This window comes from Ochrobactrum sp. C6C9 (genome assembly GCF_022627935.1).
Classification (GTDB): Bacteria; Pseudomonadota; Alphaproteobacteria; order Rhizobiales; family Rhizobiaceae; genus Brucella; species Brucella teleogrylli.
The window spans coordinates 52,394-74,754 of record NZ_JABXGB010000026.1 but is presented as its reverse complement, the minus strand read 5'-3'; the positions used below and the strand labels follow the sequence as shown (position 1 = coordinate 74,754).

Sequence of the window (22,361 nt, the reverse complement as noted above, 5' to 3'; positions counted from 1 at the left end):
GTCCGCGATAGCCTTATCTGAAACAATCTTCACAAAATGATCGATCGCCCGCTGCTTATGCGCACGCCAACGCTTTTTCTGAATTTCGCTCTTACCCGTCAATTCGTCGGGAGTTATCTCATCAAAATAGATTTTCAAGGCTTGCGTCACAGACACTGACGGGGTGCTTGCCGCGCCCACCATCGCCGCATCTTCTACCGGATTGCCAGTTACGTGGTTTAGCCGAGCCGCTAGCGCGTCATCCGTAAAAGAAAGCAGCCTATCGGCTGGCACATATGATATTCCGATGGCTTCTGCGCGCTTAATGGCGGCATCATAAAGCGCCCTTGCCTTATCGCCATCAGCCCCAGCCTTCAGCATCGCCCATAACGCGTCGTCAGCAGATTCGTATTCGTTGCGCTTCGTCATAGCCCGAGCGAGATCGTTTGTTTTCAGGCTTATGCGGATGATGGGAGCGCGACTATCCTTGTCTGCAACAGACGTGGGAACGCGGCGAACATACTGATAAACGCCGTCGCGGTTTTTCAGATATCGGTGTGGATCAGTTTTGATACGATAGCCAGCCATATAGGCATGATAACATAGTGTGACACACATTGTAGCGCATTTTGTAGCACAGTTTGTATCACAAAACGGTACGTTTAAGATCGAACCAACAATAAAAAATCCGCCTAAGCGGTTGATATTGTTACACAATTTTTGTTAAGTGGCTGAAAGTAATGGTACGGTCGGTTGGAGTTGAACCAACGACCTCAGGAGCCACAATCCTGCGCTCTAACCAACTGAGCTACGACCGCGTACCTTTGCCGGGATAAGCGCCTCAGCGCCGCCGACAGGGGGTCACATACGGAGAATCGATCCATATTGCAAGCGATTATAGCGCTCTTTTTTCAGAAATTCCCAATTGTCGGATTCAATGTCCAATGCCACCGATAATCTAGACAGACTGGTAACCATCGCGGCTGGCTGGCTGTGAACAACCGGATTATTGACCGCAACCTGTAAAATTGCCTTTCCGGCATTAACTAATGAAACAGAAAATCGGGCTCATACCGTATGGAAATATGGACCCGCGGCCTCAGTGAGCTTATTAACAGGCGGTTAATGGCTACGACGGGGCGGTCGAAAGAACAGATAAGGACCGGTATGTCTGGATCATACCCATTCATCGATATTGCCGCGCTGGATACTATCCGCGAGGGCTTTGCCAAGGGCGATGCGCAGATCGTGCTGACGCGCGACCTGTCGGCTGTGCTTTGGGTGAACGGTGCCGGAGCCCGGCTGTTCGGCTTTGACCGTATCGAGGATATGATCGGCAGCGCCATTGATCTGCCCGTCTCAACACGCCGGCAGATTGCAGCCGCCAGCGACGATAACAGCGCTGAACCCCGCTCCGTGTCCGTGCGTCTTGGCGGTGGCCTGCGTTCGGAACTGACGCGTCTCTGGATATCCCATATTGTCCTGCCCGATGGCGTGGCCGGTCTTGCGATGACCACCAGCGGCACATCGAGCGACGCGGAAGACATCATTGCCGGTCTGAGCGATGACGACACCCATGTCGCGCTGATCGATGCCGACTGCAAGGTCATTGCCGCAAGCCCGCGCTTCGCCGCGCTCGATATTTCCGCCGGAACGCTTGAAGATCTGGTCGTGGAAGTAGCCGATGCGGCTGACCGCATCGTCAAGCGCCGCATCCGCGCTGGCCGCCAGTCGGTTCCGGGCGCCATTGCCCGGCTGATCGACGCACCCGCTCTGCATCTTCTGTGCATCGTTGCTGAAGCCCCGGCGCAGGCCGTGGCGAAGCCAGCTGCCCAGCAGCCTGAAGGCGCGGAAGAAATTCTTGAAGAGATGCTCCCTGAACAGGAAACAACCCTTCGGGAAGAGCCGGTCGCCGAACCCGCAGTCGAAACGCCAAAGCCACAGGGCTTCCAGTTCGACCGGGATGCGCCGCCTGCCCGCTTCATCTGGAAAACCAGCGCCGACGCTGTGTTCAGCGAAATTTCGCCGGAGTTCGGCATAACCGTCGGCCCCAACGCGGCTGATGTCACCGGACGCCGTTTCAGCGATGTCGCCAATGTGTTCGGCTTCGATCATGATGGCAGCATTGCTTCGCTGCTCAACAAACGCGACACCTGGTCGGGCAAGCGGCTGATGTGGCCGGTCGAAGGCACCAATCTGCGCGTGCCGGTGGAACTGGCCGCTTTACCGGTCTATTCCCGTGATCGCGTGTTCATCGGTTTTCGCGGTTTTGGTCTCGTGCGGCCTGACGAAGCGGTGGAAGACCCGGAAGAAATCGGCCTCGCTCTGGCCGGAGGCATTCCGCAAAAGCGCAAACCGGAAATTCAGGATGCCATCAACGCCGATGCTCCCGATGACGACGTGCTGGCGCTGACCGAAGAAATCGCCAATGACGATCATCCCGGTGATATTCTGCCGAAGCCGCCGCTCAATATTGCGCCGACAGCCGGTCGTCGCGATTCCGACAAGGTGATCAACCTTCTGAATGCGGCTGCACAGGAAAAGGTGGCCGCCGATCAGGCGAAGCTCCTGAAAGTCAGGGAACGCGAACAGCGTCCCGAAGGCGGGCTGACCAAGACCGAGCGCAATGCGTTCCGCGAAATCGCCGATCGCCTGCGCAAACAGGGACTTTCCAGCACACAGAGCGAGGCGCCTGCCGTTGAGACGCAAGACGTGGCGGCGGAAACGACGCCGGTTCCACCGGTTGCAGATATCCCCCTTGCACAGGTCGAAGAGCCGCAGGCGGATCATGCCGCGCATGAAACGGTGGCCATCGACGAGACAGCCCTTTTGGCCAATCTGCCGGTTCCGGTCATCATTCATTCCGGCGATGAAGTGCATTATGTCAATCAGGCGCTGCTCGACCTGACCGGCTATGACGCCATTGAGGACATTCGCCATGCGGGCGGCGTGGAAGCGCTGTTCAACAGCGAGAGCGACGACAATGCGCCCCGCCAGGGCATGGTGTTGCGCCGTGCCGATGGCAGCGAACAGCCCGTCGATGCGCATCTCAATGCGATTGCTTGGCAAGACGGTCGCGCCCTGTTGCTGAGCCTCATGCCGGTTGCAGAAACCCCAGCCGCGCCAGCACCTGTCGAGGCAACCGTGCCGCAATCCGTCACGGACGACGAAGAAAAGCAGGCGCTGGAAGCCCATGTGGATGAGTTGAAAACCATCCTCGACACGGCAACCGACGGCGTGGTGCTGATCGACCCGGAAGGGCGCATCCGTTCGATGAACCATTCGGCATCCGCACTTTTCGGCTATGACCGCGACGAGACGGAAGGCAAGTTCTTCTCTATGCTGTTCGCCATTGAAAGCCAGCGCGCCGCGATGGATTATCTGAGCGGACTTTCGGGCAATGGCGTGCTGAGCGTGCTCAATGACGGACGCGAAGTGATCGGTCGTGAAGCCAAGGGCGGTTTCATCCCGCTCTTCATGACCATCGGCAAGCTGCCTCAAAAGCGTGGTTTCTGCGCCGTGCTGCGCGATATCACGCAGTGGAAGCGCACCGAGGAAGAACTAACCAATGCGCGCAAGGAGGCCGAACGCGCCTCCAACCAGAAGACCGATTTTCTGGCGCGCATCAGCCATGAAATCCGCACGCCGCTCAACGCCATTATCGGTTTTTCCGAACTGATGGCCGACGAGAAATTCGGCCCCATCGGCAATGACCGCTATCGCGATTACCTGCGGGATATCAACCGCTCGGGCAATCATGTGCTGGCGCTCGTCAACGACCTGCTGGATATTTCCAAGATCGAAGCCGGTGCGCTGGAAATGCAGTTTGAAGCGGTGTCGCTCAACGATGCGATTGCCGAGGCGATTGCGCTGATGCAGCCGCAGGCGAACCGCGAGCGCATCATCATCCGCTCCAGTTTCCAGTCCAATCTACCCGACATCGTCGCCGATGCGCGTTCGATCAAGCAGGTGGCGCTCAATCTCCTGTCCAATGCGGTGCGGTTTACCGCGCCCGGTGGTCAGGTGATCGTTTCGACCAGCTATGAGATGAATGGCGACGTGGCCATGCGGGTGCGCGACACCGGTATCGGCATGACCAAGTCTGAAGTCGAACAGGCATTGAAGCCGTTCCGTCAGGTGAACGCTTCGCAGCGCCGCCAAAGCGAGCAGTCGCGCGACTGGCGCAATGAGGGCACCGGCCTTGGCCTGCCGCTCACCAAGGCGATGGTCGAAGCCAACCGCGCCCAGTTCGCTATCGACTCGACGCCTGGACGCGGCACTGTTGTGGAAATCCTTTTCCCGCCAACAAGGGTTCTGGCTGACTAATCAGTCTCAGCATAACCAGACCAAAAAAAAGCGCCGGATAAAACCGGCGCTACGAGAAACTCAGAGACAAAGACACAATAGCAACTTGCAAGAGGATGCCGGAAACGGCGGCTCGATCATTACCCGTTGTGTTAACGCTTTCTCGCATAATCCCAGTTAATGCGAAATTAATCTCACCGTTCCAAATTTACGCATTGGTAGCCACTGTAAAATCAGGGTTAAATTTCAGCACACAATTGATTAACCATAGCGCGTTGCCAGCAAAATTGTGACACGGTTTTGCGTCAGGAACTGCGCGAAAACAATTTGAGCGATTCCCTTGAAGGAAGAACCGTTCTAAACCGAATCTGCGAAGGCGGCTTTGCTTTGTGATTTCGCTCGTTTAAACGATAGTAAGGGGAATTAGGGATCGGATGGTTGATGCGCTGGCCTAAATTCGCACGCCTTGTCATCGCGCTCGTCATTCTTTGTGCCGCGGCTGCAGCGACCTTGCTGGCCGTGGTGCCTTTCATCGTCTCGACCGACGCAATCCGCGTGCGTGTGGCGCAGGAAATCAGCGCCTGGACCGGCTATAGCGTGGAATTGCGCGAAGCCCCGCGCCTCAAAGTCTTCCCCATGCTGCGCGCCTCGCTGAACGGCGTCACCTTGAGCAAGATGACGGATCAGGGCCAGAAACCCTTCATGAGCGCCGCCCGCATCGATGTGGAACTGTCGCCGCTCGATGCGATCATGGGACATATTTCCTTTTCGGAAACGCAGATCGTGCGCCCGCATGTCAATCTTGATGGGCCGGTTTCCAATTTCCCTGCCTTGCTCGATGCCATTGCCAATTCCAACGGTCGGCTTGGCACGGCCATCCGCGCCCAGCGCGCCTTGCAACAGCGCGGCACGAACAACGACACGCAGGCCACCGAACAGGCATCGCAGCCTTTTGGCCGTGTGGTGGTGCGCGACGGCACGGTTTCGTTTCCGCGTGCCGAAAACGGCGCAGACACCGCGAAAGACGACCAACTGACCAATGTGAACATGACGCTGGAATGGCCCCAGACGTCGAGCGCAGCGACCTTGCGCGGCAGCGGCAAATGGCGCAACGAAGAATCGCAATTCAGTATCACGGCAGCGCAGGCTTTGCCGCTTCTGGCAGGCGGCACGTCCGACGTAACGGCGAGCCTCACGGCCAATCCGCTGAGCCTGACCTTTCAGGGCAAGGCCATTATTTCGGAAGACCGCTTCTTCGAAGGGGACCTCAGCGCCAAGACGCCGTCCTTGAGCGGCGCGGTGCGGTGGCTGAGCCTGCCGCCGATTGCCGGCAGCTCGGAAGTCGGGGCTTTCTCGCTGGAATCCACCATCACCGCCACGCCAAAGCGCTGGAAATTTGCCGATGTGAACATGACCGCCGGTGACAGCCTCGCCAAAGGCGTGATCGAGATCGGCCTTGAACAGGAACAGCCCGCCGTCACGGGCACGCTCGCCTTCGACAAGCTGGACCTGCGCAGCCTTTTTGCCGCTTTCGTGCCCTTGCCGGATACAACCGCGCGCGCGCCGAATGATCGCGGCAATGTCGACACCATCAATACCAGCTTCTTCGACCGCTCCGAATTCGACCTGCGCCTTTCCGCCCAGAATGCTACGGCAGGCCCTGTGGCGCTGACGGGTGTTGCGGCGGCGATCCAGATTCGCGGTGGCCGCGCAATTTTCGACATTGGCGACGCCAAAGCGTTCAATGGCACCTTGCAGACGAATGTGCAGATCGTGCGCGATCTCAAGAGCGCCACGGGCGAATTGCGGTTCAACGCCAGCGATATTGAAAGCACGCAGTTTCTCACGGCGCTTGGTTTCGAAAAGCCGTTCATCAGCGGCAAGGGCAATGTTTCGCTGTTCATGAAGGGGCCGGTCAATCGCTGGTCCAGCCTGCTTTCCGGCGCGCAGGGCAATGTATCCGTGCAGTTGAACAACGGTCAGATGCAGGGATTTGCCGTTCAGGATTTTCTGACCAAGGCAGAGAGCGAGCGCTTCTTCGCGCTGGAACGGAAAGATAATGTTGCGCTGGCCTTCAACCGGCTCGACCTCAAGGCCAATCTTTCCGAAGGCGTGGCATCGCTGGAAAGCGCGCGCCTCGACACATCCGATGGCACGCTCAATCTGGCGGGCATCGTGCCTTTCGTGGATCGCAGTCTTGCGCTGAGCGGCGAAGTCATCTTCCCCAACAGCCAGCCGGAAACGCCGCAACAGCAACCGCAGGCAGGAACGGAAGGCCAGCCAGCGCCCGCGCCAGCTGAAAACGCCACGCCCGCCAAGCCGCCGCTGCATTTCTTTGTCGGCGGTTCCTGGGACCGGCCTTTCATTTCCCCGTCCTCAATGGGATCGGCGGGATCGGGCGCATCGGGGCAATAAAGCCCCTTCCCCTTTTTTAAGACATACGGAATGCCGCCTGCTCATCGCGGCGGCGCTGCACTTCGCGGCGCTTGTTGACGATGGATGCGACGATGACACCTGTGGTCACCAGCCCAATCAGGATGGTGCAGATCGCGTTGATTTCCGGGGTCACGCCAAGGCGCACCTGGCTGTAAATCTTCATTGGCAGGGTGGTTGCGCCCGGCCCTGACGTGAAGCTTGCGATCACCAGATCGTCGAGCGACAGCGTGAAAGCCAGCATCCAGCCGGACACCACCGCAGGCAGGATCACCGGCAGGGTGACCTTCATGAAGGTTGTAACTGGCGGCGCACCAAGATCCATCGCCGCTTCCTCCAGCGAACGGTCAAAGCTCACCAGACGCGACTGCACCACGACGGCGACGAAACACATGGCAAATGTGATATGCGCCAGCGTGACCGTCCAGAAACCGCGGTCGAAATTCATCGCCACGAAAAGCAGCAGAAGCGACAGACCAGTGATGACATCTGGCATGACCAGCGGCGCATAGACCATGCCGGAAAACAGGATGCGACCGCGAAAGCGGGTATAGCGCGTCAGCGCCAGTGCCGCGAGCGTGCCCAGCACGGTTGCAATCGTTGCCGACAGGAAGGCGACGCGGATCGTCACCCATGCCGCATCCATCAGCGCCTGATTGCGGAACAGTTCCCCATACCACTTGGTCGAGAAGCCTGCCCAGACGGTCACCAGCCGGGATTCGTTGAAGGAATAGATGACCAGCAGCACGATGGGCAGATAGAGGAAGGCGAAGCCGACAACCACCGATGCGATATTGAAACGGGACCAGTTGTTGTTCATCGCTTATTTCCCCTTTTCCTGCTGGCGCGCCTGCACCTGCTGGAAGATCACAATCGGCACGATCAGCAGGATCAACAATACCACCGCCACAGCGGACGACACTGGCCAGTCGCGATTGGAGAAGAACTCGCTCCAGATCGTCTTGCCGATCATCAAGGTCTGCGATCCGCCCAGAAGATCGGGGATCACGAACTCGCCGACAGCCGGGATGAAGACAAGGAAGCAGCCCGCCAGAACACCGGCCAGCGACAGCGGAAAAGTGATTTTCCAGAAGGCGGCAAACGGCGTGCAGCCCAGGTCCTGCGCCGCTTCGATCAGCGAATAATCCATCTTTTCGAGTGACGAATAGATCGGCAGCACCATGAAGGGCAGATAGGAATAGACGATGCCGATAAAGACCGCCGTATCTGTGTTCAAAATGTTGAGCGGCGTATCGATCACGTTGAGCCACATCAGGAACTGGTTCAGCAAACCTTCCGGCTTCAGAATCCCGATCCACGCATAGACGCGGATCAGGAACGAGGTCCAGAACGGCAGGATCACCAGCATCAGCAACGTCGGGCGGATCGTCGTCGGCGCGCGCGCAATGCCATAGGCCATCGGATAGGCCAAAAGCAGCGTGAGGAAGGTCGAAATGGCTGCGATGCGGACGCTCGACAGATAGGCCTTGTAGTAAAGCGGATCGTCGAGCAGCCAGAAATAGTTATCGAAGGAGAGTTGCTTGATCTTCTCCCAGTTCGCCGCAAAGCCCTGCGTCAGATCGAAAGTCGGCATATAGGCCGGGATCGCCATCGCGACTTCCGACAGGGAAATCTTAAAGACGATGAAGAACGGGACGAGAAAGAAAACCAGCAGCCAGAAATAGGGCACCGTGATGACGAGGCGGCTGGCAATGGAAGCGATCAGCTTCTGCATGGTCTTGCCCTCCTCAGGCGGTCAGCACCAGACCGGCATCGGTATCGAAAGAGACCCAGACGCGCTCGTCATAGGTCAGCGGATTTTCCGTCTTGCGGACCGCGTTGAGGCTCGCGGCCTTGATGGTGCGGCCATTGTCGAGGCGGACGTGGAAAACCGTCATGTCGCCGAAATAGGCGATATCCCAAAGCTCGCCCTCGACGGCGTTGACCGCAGCCTCTTCCGGCTTGCTGCGCGAGATGCGGGTCTTTTCCGGGCGCACCGCATACCAGACCTTCTGGCCGGGATTGAGCTCCTCGCGGGTTTCGGTCTGGATATGGAAGCCGAATTTTTCGGTGGCGATTTCCGCCTCGCCATTGGCGGCCTTCACGACTTCACCTTCGATGATATTCACATTGCCGATGAAGTCGGCCACGAATTTGGAACGCGGCGCTTCATAGACTTCCGCTGGCGTCGCCACCTGCTTGATGCGGCCCTTGTCCATGACCGCGATACGGTCGGACATGGTCATGGCTTCTTCCTGATCGTGGGTCACGACCATGAAGGTCATGCCGAGCTTGACCTGCAAATCCATCAGTTCGAACTGGGTTTCCTCGCGCAGCTTCTTGTCGAGCGCGCCAAGCGGCTCGTCGAGCAGCAGCACCTTGGGGCGCTTGGCGACGGAGCGGGCGAGCGCGACGCGCTGGCGCTGGCCGCCCGACAGTTGATGCGGCTTGCGCTTGCCATATTGCTCCAGCTTCACCAGCTTGAGCATTTCGGCAACGCGCGCATCGATTTCAGATTTCGCCATGCCGTCCTGCTTGAGGCCGAAGGCGATATTGTTCTCCACCGTCATATGCGGAAACAGCGCATAGGACTGGAACATCATGTTGACCGGGCGTTTATAAGGCGGAATGCCGCGCATGTCCTGACCGTCCAGCGTGATGCGACCCGATGTCGGCTCCTCAAAGCCTGCCAGCATGCGCATCAGCGTGGTCTTGCCGCAGCCGGAAGCACCCAACAGCGCAAAGAATTCGCGATTGAAAACATTCAGCGACAGATCATCGACGGCAGTGAAATCGCCGAAGATTTTTGTCACATTCTCGAAAGAAATATAGGGCTTGGCCGCCAGATCGTTCCAGGGTGCAAATTTGCGGCGAAAGCTGCCAAAAGATTCCATTCCGTTCCCCTATCGATCTAGCCGTGCCCGATGTTTCGTCAGGTTTTACAAGACGTAGAGCGGCTCTCTGTCCAACAGTGAGCCGCTCTTCACAATGTCATGCCCAAGGGCATTCCGGGATCACACCCCGACTTAGAGCGGCTCCGGTTAAAACGGAATCGGGCAACCGCTCTATCTATTTATTTTTACGCATTATCCTACGCAAAACCGCTACGCACTTTTGCTGGAAATGCTCTAGCGTTCGATTATTACTGGCCTGTGACGATCTTGGTCCAGGCACGGGTAACGACGCGCTGGGTCTTGGTGTCGTAAGGCGTCGGCACGAACAGCTTCTTCATGACGTCGTCCGTCGGATAAATCGCCGGATCTTCAAGGATTTCCTTGTCGATGAATTCCTGCGACGCCTTGTTGCCGTTGGCGTAAAACACATAGTTCGAAGCCTTGGCCGCCACTTCCGGACGCATGATGTAATTCATGAATTCCAGCGCTTCCGGCACGTGCTTGGCGTCAGCCGGGATCGCCATCTGGTCGAACCACATCAAAGCGCCTTCCTTCGGGATCGAGTAACCGATCTCGACGCCCTGATTGGCCTTCTCGGCGCGGTCACGCGCCTGGAAAATATCGCCCGAATAGCCAATCGCCATGCAGATATCGCCATTGGCCAGCGCATTGATATATTCCGACGAATGGAACTTGCGGATATTCGGACGGATCTTCAGATAAAGGTCCTGCGCCTTCTGCAGATCGTCCGGCGACGGCGAATTCGGATCGAGACCGAGATAATTCAGGGCCGGACGCAGCATTTCGCTGGCGGAATCCAGCAGATAAATGCCGCAATCCTTCAGCTTGGCCGACTTTTCGGGGTCAAACAGCACATCCCAAGAATCGATGGTATCCGTGCCGAGCGCTTCCTTGATCTTGGCCTTGTTGTAGCCGATGCCGGTCGTGCCCCACATATAATTGACCGAGTATTCGTTGCCCGGATCGTAGGTGGCAGCGCGGGTGGAGATTTCATCCCACATGTTCTTGAGGTTCGGCAGCTTGTCCTTGTCGAGCTTCAGGAACACGCCAGCTGGAATCTGACGACCCAGGAATTCGCCCGACGGGACAACGAGATCGTAACCGCTGCCACCAGCCAGAAGCTTGGTTTCGAGGATTTCGTTGGAATCATAGACGTCGTAGACGACCTTGATTCCGGTTTCCTTGGTGAAATCCTTCAGGATGGAATCGTCGATATAATCCGACCAGTTATAGATATTGACCACCCGCTCCTGCGCGCTGGCGGAGAATGTGGCGGCGGCGACAACGCTCGTCACGACGGTTGTGGCCAGAAGGAAGGATTTGATCCCCATTTTTTGCTCCATTCTACACGCTCATTTCCGGTGCAGGTACAGGTTTGGATATACTATTCCTTGATTGCACTTTTTTAGATTGCACCGGTTTCGTCAACCGCCTGCGGCCATCACGAACATAAAAAATGCACTCGTGTTTTTATGGTCACTGAAAGTCGAATGCCGAAAGCCCCGCCACCATCTCGTCCAGCCCCAGCGGACGCGTCAGCGGCGGCTCGGCGCGGGTCACGCAGCCTTGCCGCTCGCACAAACGGCAGGCGGGGCCGATCCCTGTATTGCCAGCCTTGGCGATAGCTCCGCCGTAAACGGTTTCCTCCCCCGCATCGAGCGCGCAGCCAAGCAGGATCGCGGTGCGGCGCGGGCGCTCATTAAATGCGCCTTGCGGCCCTTCGAGCGTACGGGCAATGGTCAGGAATGCCGTCCCGTCTGGCAGTTCCGCCGGTTCGACCAGCACCTGCCCCGCCTGCGCAAAAGCCGCATAGACCGGCAGTTTGGGGCACTGGCCGCCAAACCGCGCCGGAAACCCCTCGGCGCCTGCAACGCGCAGCCGATTGCCGGCATGGTCGATTTCCATCACGAAGAAGGGCAGCGCGCTCGCCCCCTGCCGCTGCAAGGTCGTCAGCCGGCTCGCCGCCTGCTGGAACGAAACGCCAAATCGCGAGCGCAGCGCATCGACATCATAGCGCATCCGCACGCTAGCATCGCGAAACTGGCGATAGGGCATCATCAGCGCCTGCGCGGCATAGCGCGCCAGCTCGAACCGGGCGATGCGCTTTGCTTCACCGGAAGACAGTTTCAGCCCTTCGGTCTCTGCGCCGATCACCACCTGCATACGGATCAGCGCCGCCTCCATGGCGATTTCCTGCAACTGATCGAAAGGCGACAGACGCTCCGAAATGAACAGGCGTTGCGAATGGCGGTCATAGCGCCTGCGCCAATTGGGCATGGTAGCGACAGGCAATGTGCGCACCGTGATGCCATGCTCACGCCGCAGCCAATCCTTCAAAGCTGCCGACAGATCGCCATCCGGCTTCAACAACGCGAAAAAACTTTCCGCCTCTTCCTCGATACGCGGATAATGATTGGGCCGTCGCGCCATCACATCGCGCACTTCATCCAGCGGCAGGCGCGTGGCGGAAAGCTGCGCAGCGCTCCCCTCATGCGACAGCAATTGCGAGAGATCGGACAGGCGCTGCTGCTGTTCGCGATAGGCGCGATAAAGCTTCATTATACCCACAGCTGCGTTGGGGGCCGCCTCGCCAATCTCCACCAGTTCCTGATCGCCCGGCAATTCGCCGGTCAAAAGCGGATCGGAAAACACTTCCTTCAGTCCGGTGATCGTCGCGCCGCTTTCTGCCTGCAAACTATCGAGATCGAGCTTGTAAACACTGGCGAGCTTCAACAACAGCTGCACCGTCAAGGGCCGCTGGTTGCGCTCGATCAGGTTGAGATAGGACGGTGAAATGCCGAGCGCTTCGGCCATAGCCGTCTGCGTCAGGGACCGCTCGTTGCGAATACGCCTGATGCGCGGTCCGGCAAAAATCTTGCGTTCGCTCAACTCCGTCCTCCCAAACCCGCAACGGCGACTTTTACAATTCATGACAAAATAGCCGTAAATTCTACTTTTGACAATCTTTACAAATTTACAGAGCCAGTCCGTCAAAGTTCCGACAGCTTAACTTCAATTATCAGGCGTATTTGCTGCTTTTTCTAGCGTCCCACCGACTGCGAATGTAAATTCAGTCACAGAAAGAGCAGCGACCAACCGCTCTTGAAAAACCAGTGATAAGTGTGAGGAGACACCGAAATGACAGATTTTTACAGCCTTATTCCTTCGGCGCCCAAGGGTCGTTTCGACGGTATCGAACGTGCGCATACGGCCGAAGATGTAAAAAGGCTGCGCGGTTCGGTGGAGATCAAGTATTCGCTGGCTGAAATGGGCGCGAACCGCCTCTGGAAGCTGATCCATGAGGAAGATTTCGTCAACGCGCTGGGCGCGCTTTCCGGCAATCAGGCAATGCAGATGGTTCGCGCCGGACTGAAGGCGATCTACCTCTCCGGCTGGCAGGTTGCGGCGGATGCCAACACGGCCTCGGCCATGTATCCGGACCAGTCTCTCTACCCGGCCAATGCGGCCCCGGAACTGGCCAAGCGCATCAACAAGACCTTGCAGCGCGCCGACCAGATCGAAACCGCCGAAGGCAAGGGACTTTCGGTCGACACCTGGTTTGCCCCGATCGTCGCCGATGCCGAAGCAGGCTTTGGCGGACCACTGAACGCTTTTGAAATCATGAAAGCTTTCATCGAGGCCGGCGCAGCAGGCGTGCATTATGAAGACCAGCTCGCTTCGGAAAAGAAGTGCGGCCATCTTGGCGGCAAGGTTTTGATCCCGACGGCAGCGCATATCCGTAACCTCAACGCGGCGCGCCTTGCGGCAGATGTGATGGGCACGGCCACGCTGGTCATCGCCCGCACGGATGCGGAAGCTGCCAAGCTTCTGACCTCGGACATCGACGAGCGCGACAAGCCTTTTGTCGATTACGATGCGGGCCGCACGGCGGAAGGCTTCTATCAGGTGAAGAACGGCATCGAGCCATGTATCGCCCGTGCGATTGCCTATGCGCCTTATTGCGATCTGATCTGGATGGAAACATCCAAGCCGGATCTCGAACAGGCTCGCCGCTTCGCGGAAGCCGTGCACAAGGTGCATCCGGGCAAGAAGCTCGCCTATAACTGCTCGCCGTCGTTCAACTGGAAGAAGAACCTCGACGACGCCACGATTGCCAAGTTCCAGCGCGAGCTGGGCGCGATGGGCTACAAGTTCCAGTTCATCACGCTGGCCGGTTTCCACCAGCTCAACTTCGGCATGTTCGAACTGGCACGCGGCTACAAGGACCGGCAGATGGCAGCCTATTCCGAACTGCAACAGGCGGAATTCGCAGCCGAAGCCAACGGCTACACCGCGACCAAGCATCAGCGCGAAGTCGGCACCGGCTATTTCGATGCCGTGTCGCTTGCAATCACCGGCGGCCAGTCTTCGACCACCGCCATGAAGGAATCAACTGAAACAGCACAGTTCAGACCGGCTGCTGAGTAACACCGGCCATAAAACAGGAGGAACAGTTCCATGAATTCGCCAGCACGCGTCAAGGAAAGAGCAGAAGAACAATCGTCAAGCATGACCACGGATCAGCAGACCGTTATCCGCATGCTCGCCAACGATCTGCATCGCCTCAACTACACCGTCATGAAGGCGGTCGAGGCAGGCGTCTCGGTGGAACTGGTCCGCTCCGCCCGGCATCATGGTGGCGACGGTAACTGGGGTGATCTCTTGATCCCCGTCATCGTCACCCACGAAAAATGATGACGATCCTGACAATCGCCGTCGCCACCATGTTCTTTTATTTTGTGTGCCTTCGGCAACACGGGAATGGCGGCGGTAACTGGGGCGATCTCTTGATCCCCGTCATCGTCACTCACGAAAAATGATGACGATCCTGACAATCGCCGTCGCCACCATAACTATTCTTCATGCCGGTGGCGGCGGCAGCAATCCCACCCCGGCCAACGCCTTCAAAAGGCTTTGACCGGCTCTCTGCCCCATGCCTTCCTTGCCTGAACTCCACCCCGGCTGCCCCCTCCAGCCGGGGATTTTTTGCACCGGAAAAGAAAAACAGGCAGCCGACAGACGCTATTTCAATAAATACAGCATTTATCGAAATTTGAATAATTGTGAATATAAATTTAATTCTATATTGGATATCGAAGTAAAATAAATTATGTGTTTTCAATAAAAGCGCAATATAGCGAAAAGGAGAAAAATATGCGTAAGTATATCTTCATTCTTTCAATTGTTTCAAGCGCTTTAATTGCCGAAACAAACTATTCCGCCGCCGCTGCAATGACTGCAGATATGCGCCCGGATCAAGCGGTGCGCGGCCTTATCAACGATTTGTTTTGCTTCTACGAGAAGGGATTTCTCCATCTCGAATGCTGGTATTCATAAACGCAAGTGGCACCCAATAAGCATAAGGATATTCCTATGAATTCACTTCTCATATTTCTGGCGACGGCGCTTATAGCACTGGCATTCGGGCAAAAATATTCGTTTGTTAAAGATGCGAATGCTAACGCGTTAAAAGCGCAGCAAGTATCGAACCCAAATTCCGCAGATCTCAAGCTTCCCATATGCGTTGATAGCCGAGAGTTATGCTCGCCCCGCAAATCGGGACTATAAAGAGGTCGATTGTCTGCGGGTAGCGCATGAACGTCCTCCGCCAACGCCTCCCGCAGATTTTTCTTTATTCTATCCCATATCAGTCAGACGACATGCTGACGCTCGCGAAGGGAAGAACACCGGGCGTTCCAGACAGCGCCACAGATTTACGCAGAAATTTCAGGCCGCACTCAATCGTTATTGACGCCGTGCTTTTTTGACAAAGCATGCCAATAAGATCAATTTCAAACGAATATGAAATATCTTGCAAAAAAATAATTCATTATTGGAATGTATAAATCGAAAAACATTGTGCTTAACTCTAGATGCATTAATTAACATTTAATTTTAAAATTAACATTAGGATCTATATTATGAAGAAATATTTTGTATACACGACACTTGCACTTGCAACCATGGCTGCTACTGCTGGGCAATCTTATGCAAGCCCTCTTCAGGATTCTCAGAGCCAGCTTTCCGCGGACGGCCAGGCCAAGAGCATTATTTGCATCGTAACACCTTTCGGCAAGTGGTGCCCATTTAAGTAAGAACTCACAGATGGAGCTTGGGCATCAGCCCAAGCTTCTCGCGTCAGCAGGTAATTGCCAGGATGCGGAAGGTCCGGCGGATTACCTGTTCCCAAGGCTCCACGCAGCTTGGTCTCAATGGTAACGGCAATCGCATCAGCCCCTCATCACCCGGGCGTCAAGGACAGAACAGTTGCGGTCCGGTGCTCCTGCATGCTCCTGTCTTTTCTGACCGTAGAAAGCCGCAACGATCCTGATCATTCTGGGCATTCAACACCGCCCGGATCACGCAGGATAAAATGTCCGTCCAGTCCATCATCGATAGCGTCGCATTGAAGACCGGCATCGACTCTGCGGTCGCCGAACGCGTTGCGGGGATCATGTTCTCCGTCGTGCAACATGAGAGGCCAGACCTTGCGGCGCGCCTGTTCGACAAAATCCCGGGCGCGGCGGAATTGGCAAACGCCAATGATGTCATGGCACGAAGCACCGAAGGCGGATTGCTCAGCTGGGTCGCCAACGCAGCCGGCAGTGTTGCGGGCGAGAGAATCGGCGCATTGCTGAAGGGGCTCGCCGCGCTGAAAGCAATCGGTCTGACCATGGAGCAGATCAGGCAGGTCGGCTTGCATGCCCTCAGTCACATTCGGGAACTGGACGACCTCCTCGCGGACGAGATCAAAGAGCATTTTCGGAAATTGAAGGCGCGGTTCGGCCTTTAAGACCACCACAACCCTGCCAGCCAGACCCGTTTTCCGGCTCCCAAAAAAGCCTGCTGGCCCCATTTGTCAACCACAGCCGACGCAGCTATCATGCACCCATCGAAATCATTTTCTGGTGATGGATGTCTGCTGATACGACGGAAAAGAAGGTTACGCGTGCGCCGCGTCGCCGTACGCCTGCCTATGTCAAATCCCTGCGTGGGGTGAAGAACTGGAAGCAGGCAACCGAATGGCTGGCCTGGCGGGATATCGAAGACATCGAATGCATCACCCCCGATCAGGCGGGGGTTGCGCGCGGCAAGATGATGCCGTCCAAGAAGTTCACGTCCAACACATCGCTGGCCCTGCCGTCCGCCGTTTTCATGACGACGATTTCCGGCGATTACCCGGAAGACGGCTACGGCTTCCACTATCCCGAAGACGATGGCGATCTCAGACTGTTGCCCGACCTCTCCACCCTGTCGGCGGTTCCGTGGGAATCTGACCCGACGGCGCAGGTAATCTGCGATCTGGTCTATCAGGACGGACGCTTGGTCGAATTCACCCCGCGCAACGTGCTGCGCAATGTCGTCGCCGCATACAACAAGCGCGGGTTGAAGCCGGTTGTTGCGCCGGAAATCGAATTCTATCTGGTGCGCAAAAACCCCGACCCGGATTATCCGCTGACCCCGCCGGTCGGTCGCTCGGGCCGCGCCATTGGCGGCGGACAGGGCTATTCGATTGCGGGCGTCAACGAGTTCGACGAACTGATCGACGATATCTACCATTTCTCCGAGGGTCAGGGTCTGGAGATCGACACGCTGATCCACGAAGAAGGCGCCGGTCAGCTGGAAATCAACCTGCGCCATGGCGATCCTGTCGAACTGGCCGATCAGGTTTTCATGTTCAAGCGCACGATCCGCGAGGCGGCGCTCAAGCACGACATGTATGCCACCTTCATGGCCAAGCCCATTCAGGGCCAGCCGGGCTCGGCGATGCATATCCACCAGTCGATCGTCGACAAGAAAACAGGCCGCAACATTTTCACCAACGAAGACGGTAGCGAAAGCGAAGCCTTCCGCCACTTCATCGGCGGCATGCAGCGCCATGTGCCGAATGCTCTGGTGATGTTCGCGCCCTATGTAAATTCCTATCGCCGCCTGACGCCGGACGCTTCCGCGCCGGTCAACGTTAAATGGGGCTATGACAACCGCACCACGGCCTTCCGCGTGCCGCGCTCAGACCCCAATGCGCGCCGCGTGGAAAACCGCATCCCCTCCTCCGACGCCAATCCCTATCTTGCGCTGGCAGCTTCGCTTGCCTGCGGCCTGATCGGTCTCGTCAACAAGATCGAGGCGGAACAGCCCGCCACCACGAGCGTCAACACCAAGGAAGTGGAGCTGCCGCGCGGCTTGATCGACGCCGTGGAACTGTTCGAAAAGGACGACGAACTGCGCAATCTGATCGGCAGCTCCTTCGTCACGACCTATGCCGCCATCAAGCGCGCCGAGTTCGAAACCTTCATGGAAGTCATCAGCCCGTGGGAACGCGAGTTCCTGTTGCTTAATGTGTAGGTTAGGGGAGTAGGGGAGTAGGGGAGTAGGGGAGTAGGGGAGTAGAAAATATGCGGGGGCATAGATATGGCAATCAATTCTTATCGCGATATTCTTGCGTGGCAGCAGGCAATGGAGCTGGTAACGGCAATCTATAAATCGACGGAGATGTGGCCAAAAGAAGAGGTCTATGGGCTGACAAGTCAGGTGCGTCGCGCAGCAGTATCAATTCCGGCGAATATAGCGGAAGGTTACGGGCGGGATACACGTGGCGCCTACCAGAACTTTTTGCGTATCGCGCAAGGTTCGTTGAAAGAAGTGGAAACCCATATACTGATTGCTGAGAGATTGGGATTCATCAAACAAGACACTATCGATCCGATCATGGCGAAGAGTGAGAGTATTGGAAAATTACTTAGGCTTCTCATTCGCAAGCTATCGGACGGCTAACACACTCCCTTATTCCCTTATTCCCTTACTCCCCTATTCCCCTACTTCCTTAAAGCGCGGAATCGCCGATGCCCCACCAGTCCCCAATCTCCCCCGGCCTTTCGTGGTACGAAGCGAGCGTGCCCGAGCGGCCAGAATATCCGGAACTTGACGGTTCGCGGCAGGCCGATGTTGTTATCATCGGCGGCGGCTATACGGGGCTTTCGGCTGCTTATCATCTGGCGAAACAGGGCGCAGATGTGGTTCTGATCGAGGCCGAACGCTTCGGCGATGGCGCGTCGGGGCGCAATGGCGGCCAGTTCGGCACCGGTCAGCGCACATGGGCAGAAGACCTTGAAGCCGAATATGGCTTCGAGCGCGCCAAGGCCCTGTTCGATGTGGCCGAAGAAGCGAAAGCCTATCTGCTCGCCTTTGCGAGCGAACATCAGATCGACATGGACTATGTCCCCGGACAGATCTCCGTCGTGCACAAGCCGCGCTATCTCAAGCAATATGAGCGCCATGCGGAACTGATGCAGAGCCGCTTCCACTATCCGCATTTGCGTTTTGTCACCCGCGATGAAACCGCCTCTCTGTTAGGGTCGAGCCGCTATCACGGGGGCGTTTATGATGCGGGCACCGGCCACATCCATCCGCTGAAGTTGCTCATCGGCACGGCCAAGGCGGCGAAAGCGGCGGGTGCGCAGCTTTATGAAAACACCAGGGCAACGGGGATAAGCACGTCCAGCGGGCGTGTGGAAGTCGCGACCACAAAGGGCACAATTGTTGCGAAACATGCCTTCATCGCGGTCAATGCTTATGGTGGAACGCTGGAACCGACCAGCGCATCGCATGTCATGCCGATCCGCTCCTTCATCGGCGCGACGGTGCCGCTGGGCGACGACAGCCCGGTGATACCGGGCGGCGAGTCCGTCGACGATTCCCGCTTTGTGGTCCGCTATTTCCGCCGCTCGAAAGATGGGCGACTGTTGTTCGGCGGTCGCGAAGCCTATACGGCGGATAATCCGCGTGAGATCAGCACGCATATCCGCCGCCAGATCGCTGAAATCTATCCCGCACTCGGCAATGTCGAGATCACCCATGCCTGGGGCGGCTCGGTCGGCATAACCATGCCGCGCCAGCCTTTTGTCCGCGAAGTGATGCCCGGCGTCATTTCGGCAGGCGGTTATTCCGGCCATGGGGTGATGCTGGCGAATTTCATGGGCAAGCTTTATGCCGACACCATTTCCGGCAAGCGCGACAAACTGAGACTGTTCGAAGAACTGCGCATTCCCGCCTTCCCCGGCGGGCGCACATTCCGCGCGCCGCTGCTCTTCCTTGCGCTGTCATGGTATGCGCTGATGGATCGGATATGAAATGAAGGCGAGGCGCCATTTGGCGCCTCGCCTTTCTTCGACCTGCATTTTTGCAGACCGCTCCCCTTACACTATTTGCTCCCCGGCCCTCAAAGCCAGACGCTGATAGGTTTCCTCCACCACGTCACGCATCGGCAGAACACCGCTCAGGCACAACAAAGCGCGCATATGCTCGCGTCCGCCCTCATAGCCCATGATCGGCGCGAAGGGCTGCATCACGATGTTCGGCTCGTCGGTATAAAGCTCCTGATATTCGGCGAAGTTCATGAAGCTTTTATAGCTGTCGCCCAGCAGCAGATAGGTCTCCACCGCAGCCCCTTCGGCGAATATCGCTTCATGGCTGTCGAGCAGAATATTGTAGTAGTCGATTGCTTGCTCCATCGGGACACGCGTGATGGAACGCCCGTTGACGAGATCCTTGGCGCGGATCAAAACGCCGTCGATGAAAAGCGCATGGTTGGGCGACAGATAAAGATCGCGTCGCGGCGTCATGCGGTCGAGCGCGTGACGTGCAATACGGATCGGCATCACGTCCTCGCCCCATTCCACACCGCCCTTCCTATAGCGCTGCCAGCCGACCCATTTCACCGGCACCACCTTGCAATTGGCGGTCACGACAAGATCGCCAACGGCCAGGTTTTCCACGGCAACGGGTCCGCTCATTGTTTCAACCAGCGTGCCTTTCAAAAGGCAATTGGTGCCACTGCCACCGTCACCGCCGCCATCCTCCCACCATTTCGTCCCCAAGGCGCGGGCTGGCGTTGTGAAAGACGACGCCAAAGCGCCAAGCGCGGCGGCCTTTGCGGCAGCAGCGCCCGCCACTCCTAAAAAATGGCGTCGCGCACGATTGCGTGGTGAATGCCTGTTTTGTTGTTCTGTCGACATAAGTCCCTCCGCTCCGTCTGTCTGTTTCGACGCATCGCCAGCATCAAGCGCCGCGCGCTTTTGCCGGAAATGCAGTTGAACATCGGCCCGAAAACCAGTGCGGAGTTTTGCAAAGCACGATGCGCAGATTGAAAACCCGAAACGCCGCTCGCCATTACGTGGAAATTCGTCGTTTCGAACGCTTTGCCCCAAGACTACGTTTCTGATCTTAGCCGATCATGCCCCGCTGAATATTCCGGCAAAACGGACGAAACCCACCATAAACAGGCGTAAAACCTACCTCCAAAGGTGCAGGTTTTTGGCATTTTCCCACACGCGTTAAAGCAGTGCGAACTGATCGAGATTAATTCCCATCATCTGAAACATCCGATTCCACTTCTTGTCGAAACGTCAAAAATAGTATACCCCCCTATTTTATAGGAGGCCGCGATATGGGCACGCATCATCCGTATGAACGTCAGCTGGAAGCGCGGCACGACCATGTGTTTCTGGGTGACAACCACCGGCGCAACGAGCGGCGCACGTGGATCGTCATCGCCATTACCGCCGCAATGATGGTGATCGAGATCGTTGCCGGGAACCTTTATGGTTCCATGGCGCTGGTTGCCGATGGCTGGCACATGTCCACCCATGCAGCAGCGATGCTCATCGCAGCACTCGCCTATCTCTATGCCCGCAAGCAGGCCCACAATCCGCGCTTTACCTTCGGCACCGGCAAGCTCGGCGATCTGGCGGGCTTTGCCAGCGCCATAGTTCTAGCACTGATTGCGTTGCTGATCGGCTGGGAAAGTTTCCAGCGTTTCAGCGCCCCGGTCGCCATCAACTTCCATGAAGCCATTCTGATTGCCTGCCTCGGCCTCGCGGTCAATCTCGTCTGCGCCTGGCTGTTGAAAGACGATCACGCGCATCACCACCACGGACATGATCACGCCCATCACCACGAAAGCGGTCACGACCAGAACCTGCGCGCTGCCTATATCCATGTGCTCGCCGATGCATTGACTTCGGTGCTGGCGATTGCCGCCCTTCTTCTCGGCAGTCTTTACGGCTGGCTCTGGCTCGATCCGGCCATTGGCATTGCCGGTGCCTTGGTGATTGCGCGCTGGTCCTGGGGCCTCATTCGCGATGCGGGCGCGACGCTTCTCGATTACATCCCTGAAGGCGAGGACCTCCCCGAAGAGATCACTGAAATCATTGAGAAGGAAGGCGGCGAAATCGCCGATCTGCATGTCTGGCAGCTTGGGCCGGGCCATCACGGTGCCATCGTGTCGATTGTCACGGCCACGCCAAAGGCGCCGTCCTATTACCGCAAGAAGCTTGCAGCGATCCACGATTTGTCGCATGTGACGGTGGAGGTGGAAGTCCGCCCCGCCTGACATATCGCAAAATCAGGAGTCCCCATGACCCATACCCTCCGCGAAAAGCAGAAGCTTATCAACCGCGTGCGCCGCATTCGCGGGCAGCTTGAAGGTGTGGAGCGGATGCTTGAGGAGGAAAAGGGCTGCTCTGAAGTCATGCAGGTGATTGCCGGTGTGCGCGGCGCGGTGAACGGGCTGATGGCCGAGGTGATCGAGGATCATATTCTCATGCATGTCGCCGATGGTGATCTGCCGCAGAAGGAGCGCGACGAAGGCGCTGGCGAACTTGTGGACGTGGTTCGCGCCTATCTCAAATAATGTGAGCACAGCGCTCATATTTCATCAACCCGTGCTAT

General features: G+C 57.1%; 19 protein-coding genes and 1 tRNA gene. 11 read left to right on the top strand and 9 right to left on the bottom strand.

Features of this window, described 5'->3' with window-relative positions; all coding sequences use genetic code 11:
• Positions 1-567, bottom strand: a 567-nt coding sequence (locus HWD97_RS19080; protein WP_371835452.1) for a DUF6538 domain-containing protein, incomplete at its 3' end; no start/stop codon positions are given.
• A 153-nt stretch (positions 568-720) separates the two neighbouring features.
• Positions 721-797 (bottom strand) — tRNA-His (locus tag HWD97_RS19075).
• Between the two features lie 349 nt (positions 798-1,146).
• Here HWD97_RS19075 and pdhS point away from each other — a divergent pair.
• Both pdhS and HWD97_RS19065 read left to right on the top strand, forming a co-directional pair.
• The gene (gene pdhS / locus HWD97_RS19070) at positions 1,147-4,305 is read left to right on the top strand and encodes a cell-division control histidine kinase PdhS (RefSeq protein ID WP_121539092.1); all 3,159 of its coding nucleotides are present in this window, start codon (positions 1,147-1,149) and stop codon (positions 4,303-4,305) included.
• A gap of 420 nt (positions 4,306-4,725) precedes the next feature.
• Complete coding sequence (locus HWD97_RS19065) at positions 4,726-6,699, top strand: AsmA family protein (RefSeq protein WP_371835451.1); 1,974 nt, start codon at positions 4,726-4,728, stop codon at positions 6,697-6,699.
• A gap of 16 nt (positions 6,700-6,715) precedes the next feature.
• Here the strand turns inward: HWD97_RS19065 and HWD97_RS19060 are convergent, their stop codons facing one another.
• From HWD97_RS19060 to HWD97_RS19040, 5 genes are all read right to left on the bottom strand, one after another.
• Positions 6,716-7,537, bottom strand: coding sequence for an ABC transporter permease (locus HWD97_RS19060; RefSeq protein WP_109367048.1), 822 nt, complete (start codon positions 7,535-7,537; stop codon positions 6,716-6,718).
• A gap of 3 nt (positions 7,538-7,540) precedes the next feature.
• Positions 7,541-8,452 (bottom strand): ABC transporter permease subunit, encoded by a 912-nt coding sequence (locus tag HWD97_RS19055; protein WP_109367047.1) that lies wholly within the window; start codon positions 8,450-8,452, stop codon positions 7,541-7,543.
• A 13-nt stretch (positions 8,453-8,465) separates the two neighbouring features.
• Positions 8,466-9,611 (bottom strand): ABC transporter ATP-binding protein, encoded by a 1,146-nt coding sequence (locus tag HWD97_RS19050; protein ID WP_371835450.1) that lies wholly within the window; start codon positions 9,609-9,611, stop codon positions 8,466-8,468.
• A gap of 248 nt (positions 9,612-9,859) precedes the next feature.
• Positions 9,860-10,963: a polyamine ABC transporter substrate-binding protein gene (locus HWD97_RS19045; protein WP_109367045.1), complete on the bottom strand. Its 1,104-nt coding sequence runs from the start codon at positions 10,961-10,963 to the stop codon at positions 9,860-9,862.
• 145 nt (positions 10,964-11,108) lie between these two features.
• Positions 11,109-12,521, bottom strand: coding sequence for a short-chain fatty acyl-CoA regulator family protein (locus HWD97_RS19040; RefSeq protein ID WP_109367044.1), 1,413 nt, complete (start codon positions 12,519-12,521; stop codon positions 11,109-11,111).
• Between the two features lie 249 nt (positions 12,522-12,770).
• On the opposite strand from HWD97_RS19040, the gene aceA reads away from it, so the two are divergent.
• The gene (gene aceA / locus HWD97_RS19035) at positions 12,771-14,060 is read left to right on the top strand and encodes an isocitrate lyase (protein ID WP_109367043.1); all 1,290 of its coding nucleotides are present in this window, start codon (positions 12,771-12,773) and stop codon (positions 14,058-14,060) included.
• A gap of 30 nt (positions 14,061-14,090) precedes the next feature.
• Positions 14,091-14,327, top strand: coding sequence for a hypothetical protein (locus HWD97_RS19030; protein WP_006473055.1), 237 nt, complete (start codon positions 14,091-14,093; stop codon positions 14,325-14,327).
• 112 nt (positions 14,328-14,439) lie between these two features.
• Here the strand turns inward: HWD97_RS19030 and HWD97_RS19025 are convergent, their stop codons facing one another.
• Positions 14,440-14,754 carry a hypothetical protein gene (locus tag HWD97_RS19025; RefSeq protein WP_124916082.1) on the bottom strand — a complete coding sequence of 105 codons (315 nt, stop codon included), beginning with the start codon at positions 14,752-14,754 and terminating at the stop codon, positions 14,440-14,442.
• A 32-nt stretch (positions 14,755-14,786) separates the two neighbouring features.
• Here HWD97_RS19025 and HWD97_RS19020 point away from each other — a divergent pair, with 32 nt between their 5' ends.
• The 5 genes from HWD97_RS19020 (at position 14,787) to HWD97_RS19000 (ending at position 19,762) form a co-directional block, all read left to right on the top strand.
• Positions 14,787-14,969 carry a hypothetical protein gene (locus HWD97_RS19020; protein WP_109367042.1) on the top strand — a complete coding sequence of 61 codons (183 nt, stop codon included), beginning with the start codon at positions 14,787-14,789 and terminating at the stop codon, positions 14,967-14,969.
• A 1,036-nt stretch (positions 14,970-16,005) separates the two neighbouring features.
• A complete protein-coding gene (locus tag HWD97_RS19015; RefSeq protein WP_109367041.1) occupies positions 16,006-16,425 on the top strand; it encodes a hypothetical protein in 420 nt (139 codons plus the stop codon).
• A gap of 122 nt (positions 16,426-16,547) precedes the next feature.
• Positions 16,548-17,978 carry a glutamine synthetase family protein gene (locus HWD97_RS19010; RefSeq protein ID WP_109367040.1) on the top strand — a complete coding sequence of 477 codons (1,431 nt, stop codon included), beginning with the start codon at positions 16,548-16,550 and terminating at the stop codon, positions 17,976-17,978.
• A 66-nt stretch (positions 17,979-18,044) separates the two neighbouring features.
• The gene (locus HWD97_RS19005; protein WP_109367039.1) at positions 18,045-18,407 is read left to right on the top strand and encodes a four helix bundle protein; all 363 of its coding nucleotides are present in this window, start codon (positions 18,045-18,047) and stop codon (positions 18,405-18,407) included.
• A 68-nt stretch (positions 18,408-18,475) separates the two neighbouring features.
• Positions 18,476-19,762, top strand: a complete 1,287-nt coding sequence (locus HWD97_RS19000) for an FAD-binding oxidoreductase (protein ID WP_121539088.1) — start codon at positions 18,476-18,478, stop codon at positions 19,760-19,762.
• A gap of 66 nt (positions 19,763-19,828) precedes the next feature.
• On the opposite strand, the gene HWD97_RS18995 is transcribed toward HWD97_RS19000, so the two are convergent.
• Complete coding sequence (locus tag HWD97_RS18995; protein WP_121539087.1) at positions 19,829-20,647, bottom strand: Hint domain-containing protein; 819 nt, start codon at positions 20,645-20,647, stop codon at positions 19,829-19,831.
• A 431-nt stretch (positions 20,648-21,078) separates the two neighbouring features.
• On the opposite strand from HWD97_RS18995, the gene dmeF reads away from it, so the two are divergent.
• Both dmeF and HWD97_RS18985 read left to right on the top strand, forming a co-directional pair.
• A complete protein-coding gene (gene dmeF / locus HWD97_RS18990; RefSeq protein ID WP_121539086.1) occupies positions 21,079-22,023 on the top strand; it encodes a CDF family Co(II)/Ni(II) efflux transporter DmeF in 945 nt (314 codons plus the stop codon).
• Between the two features lie 24 nt (positions 22,024-22,047).
• Entirely contained in the window at positions 22,048-22,323 is a 276-nt protein-coding gene (locus tag HWD97_RS18985) for a metal/formaldehyde-sensitive transcriptional repressor (RefSeq protein ID WP_109367036.1), read from the top strand.
• Positions 22,324-22,361: the final 38 nt, after the last annotated feature.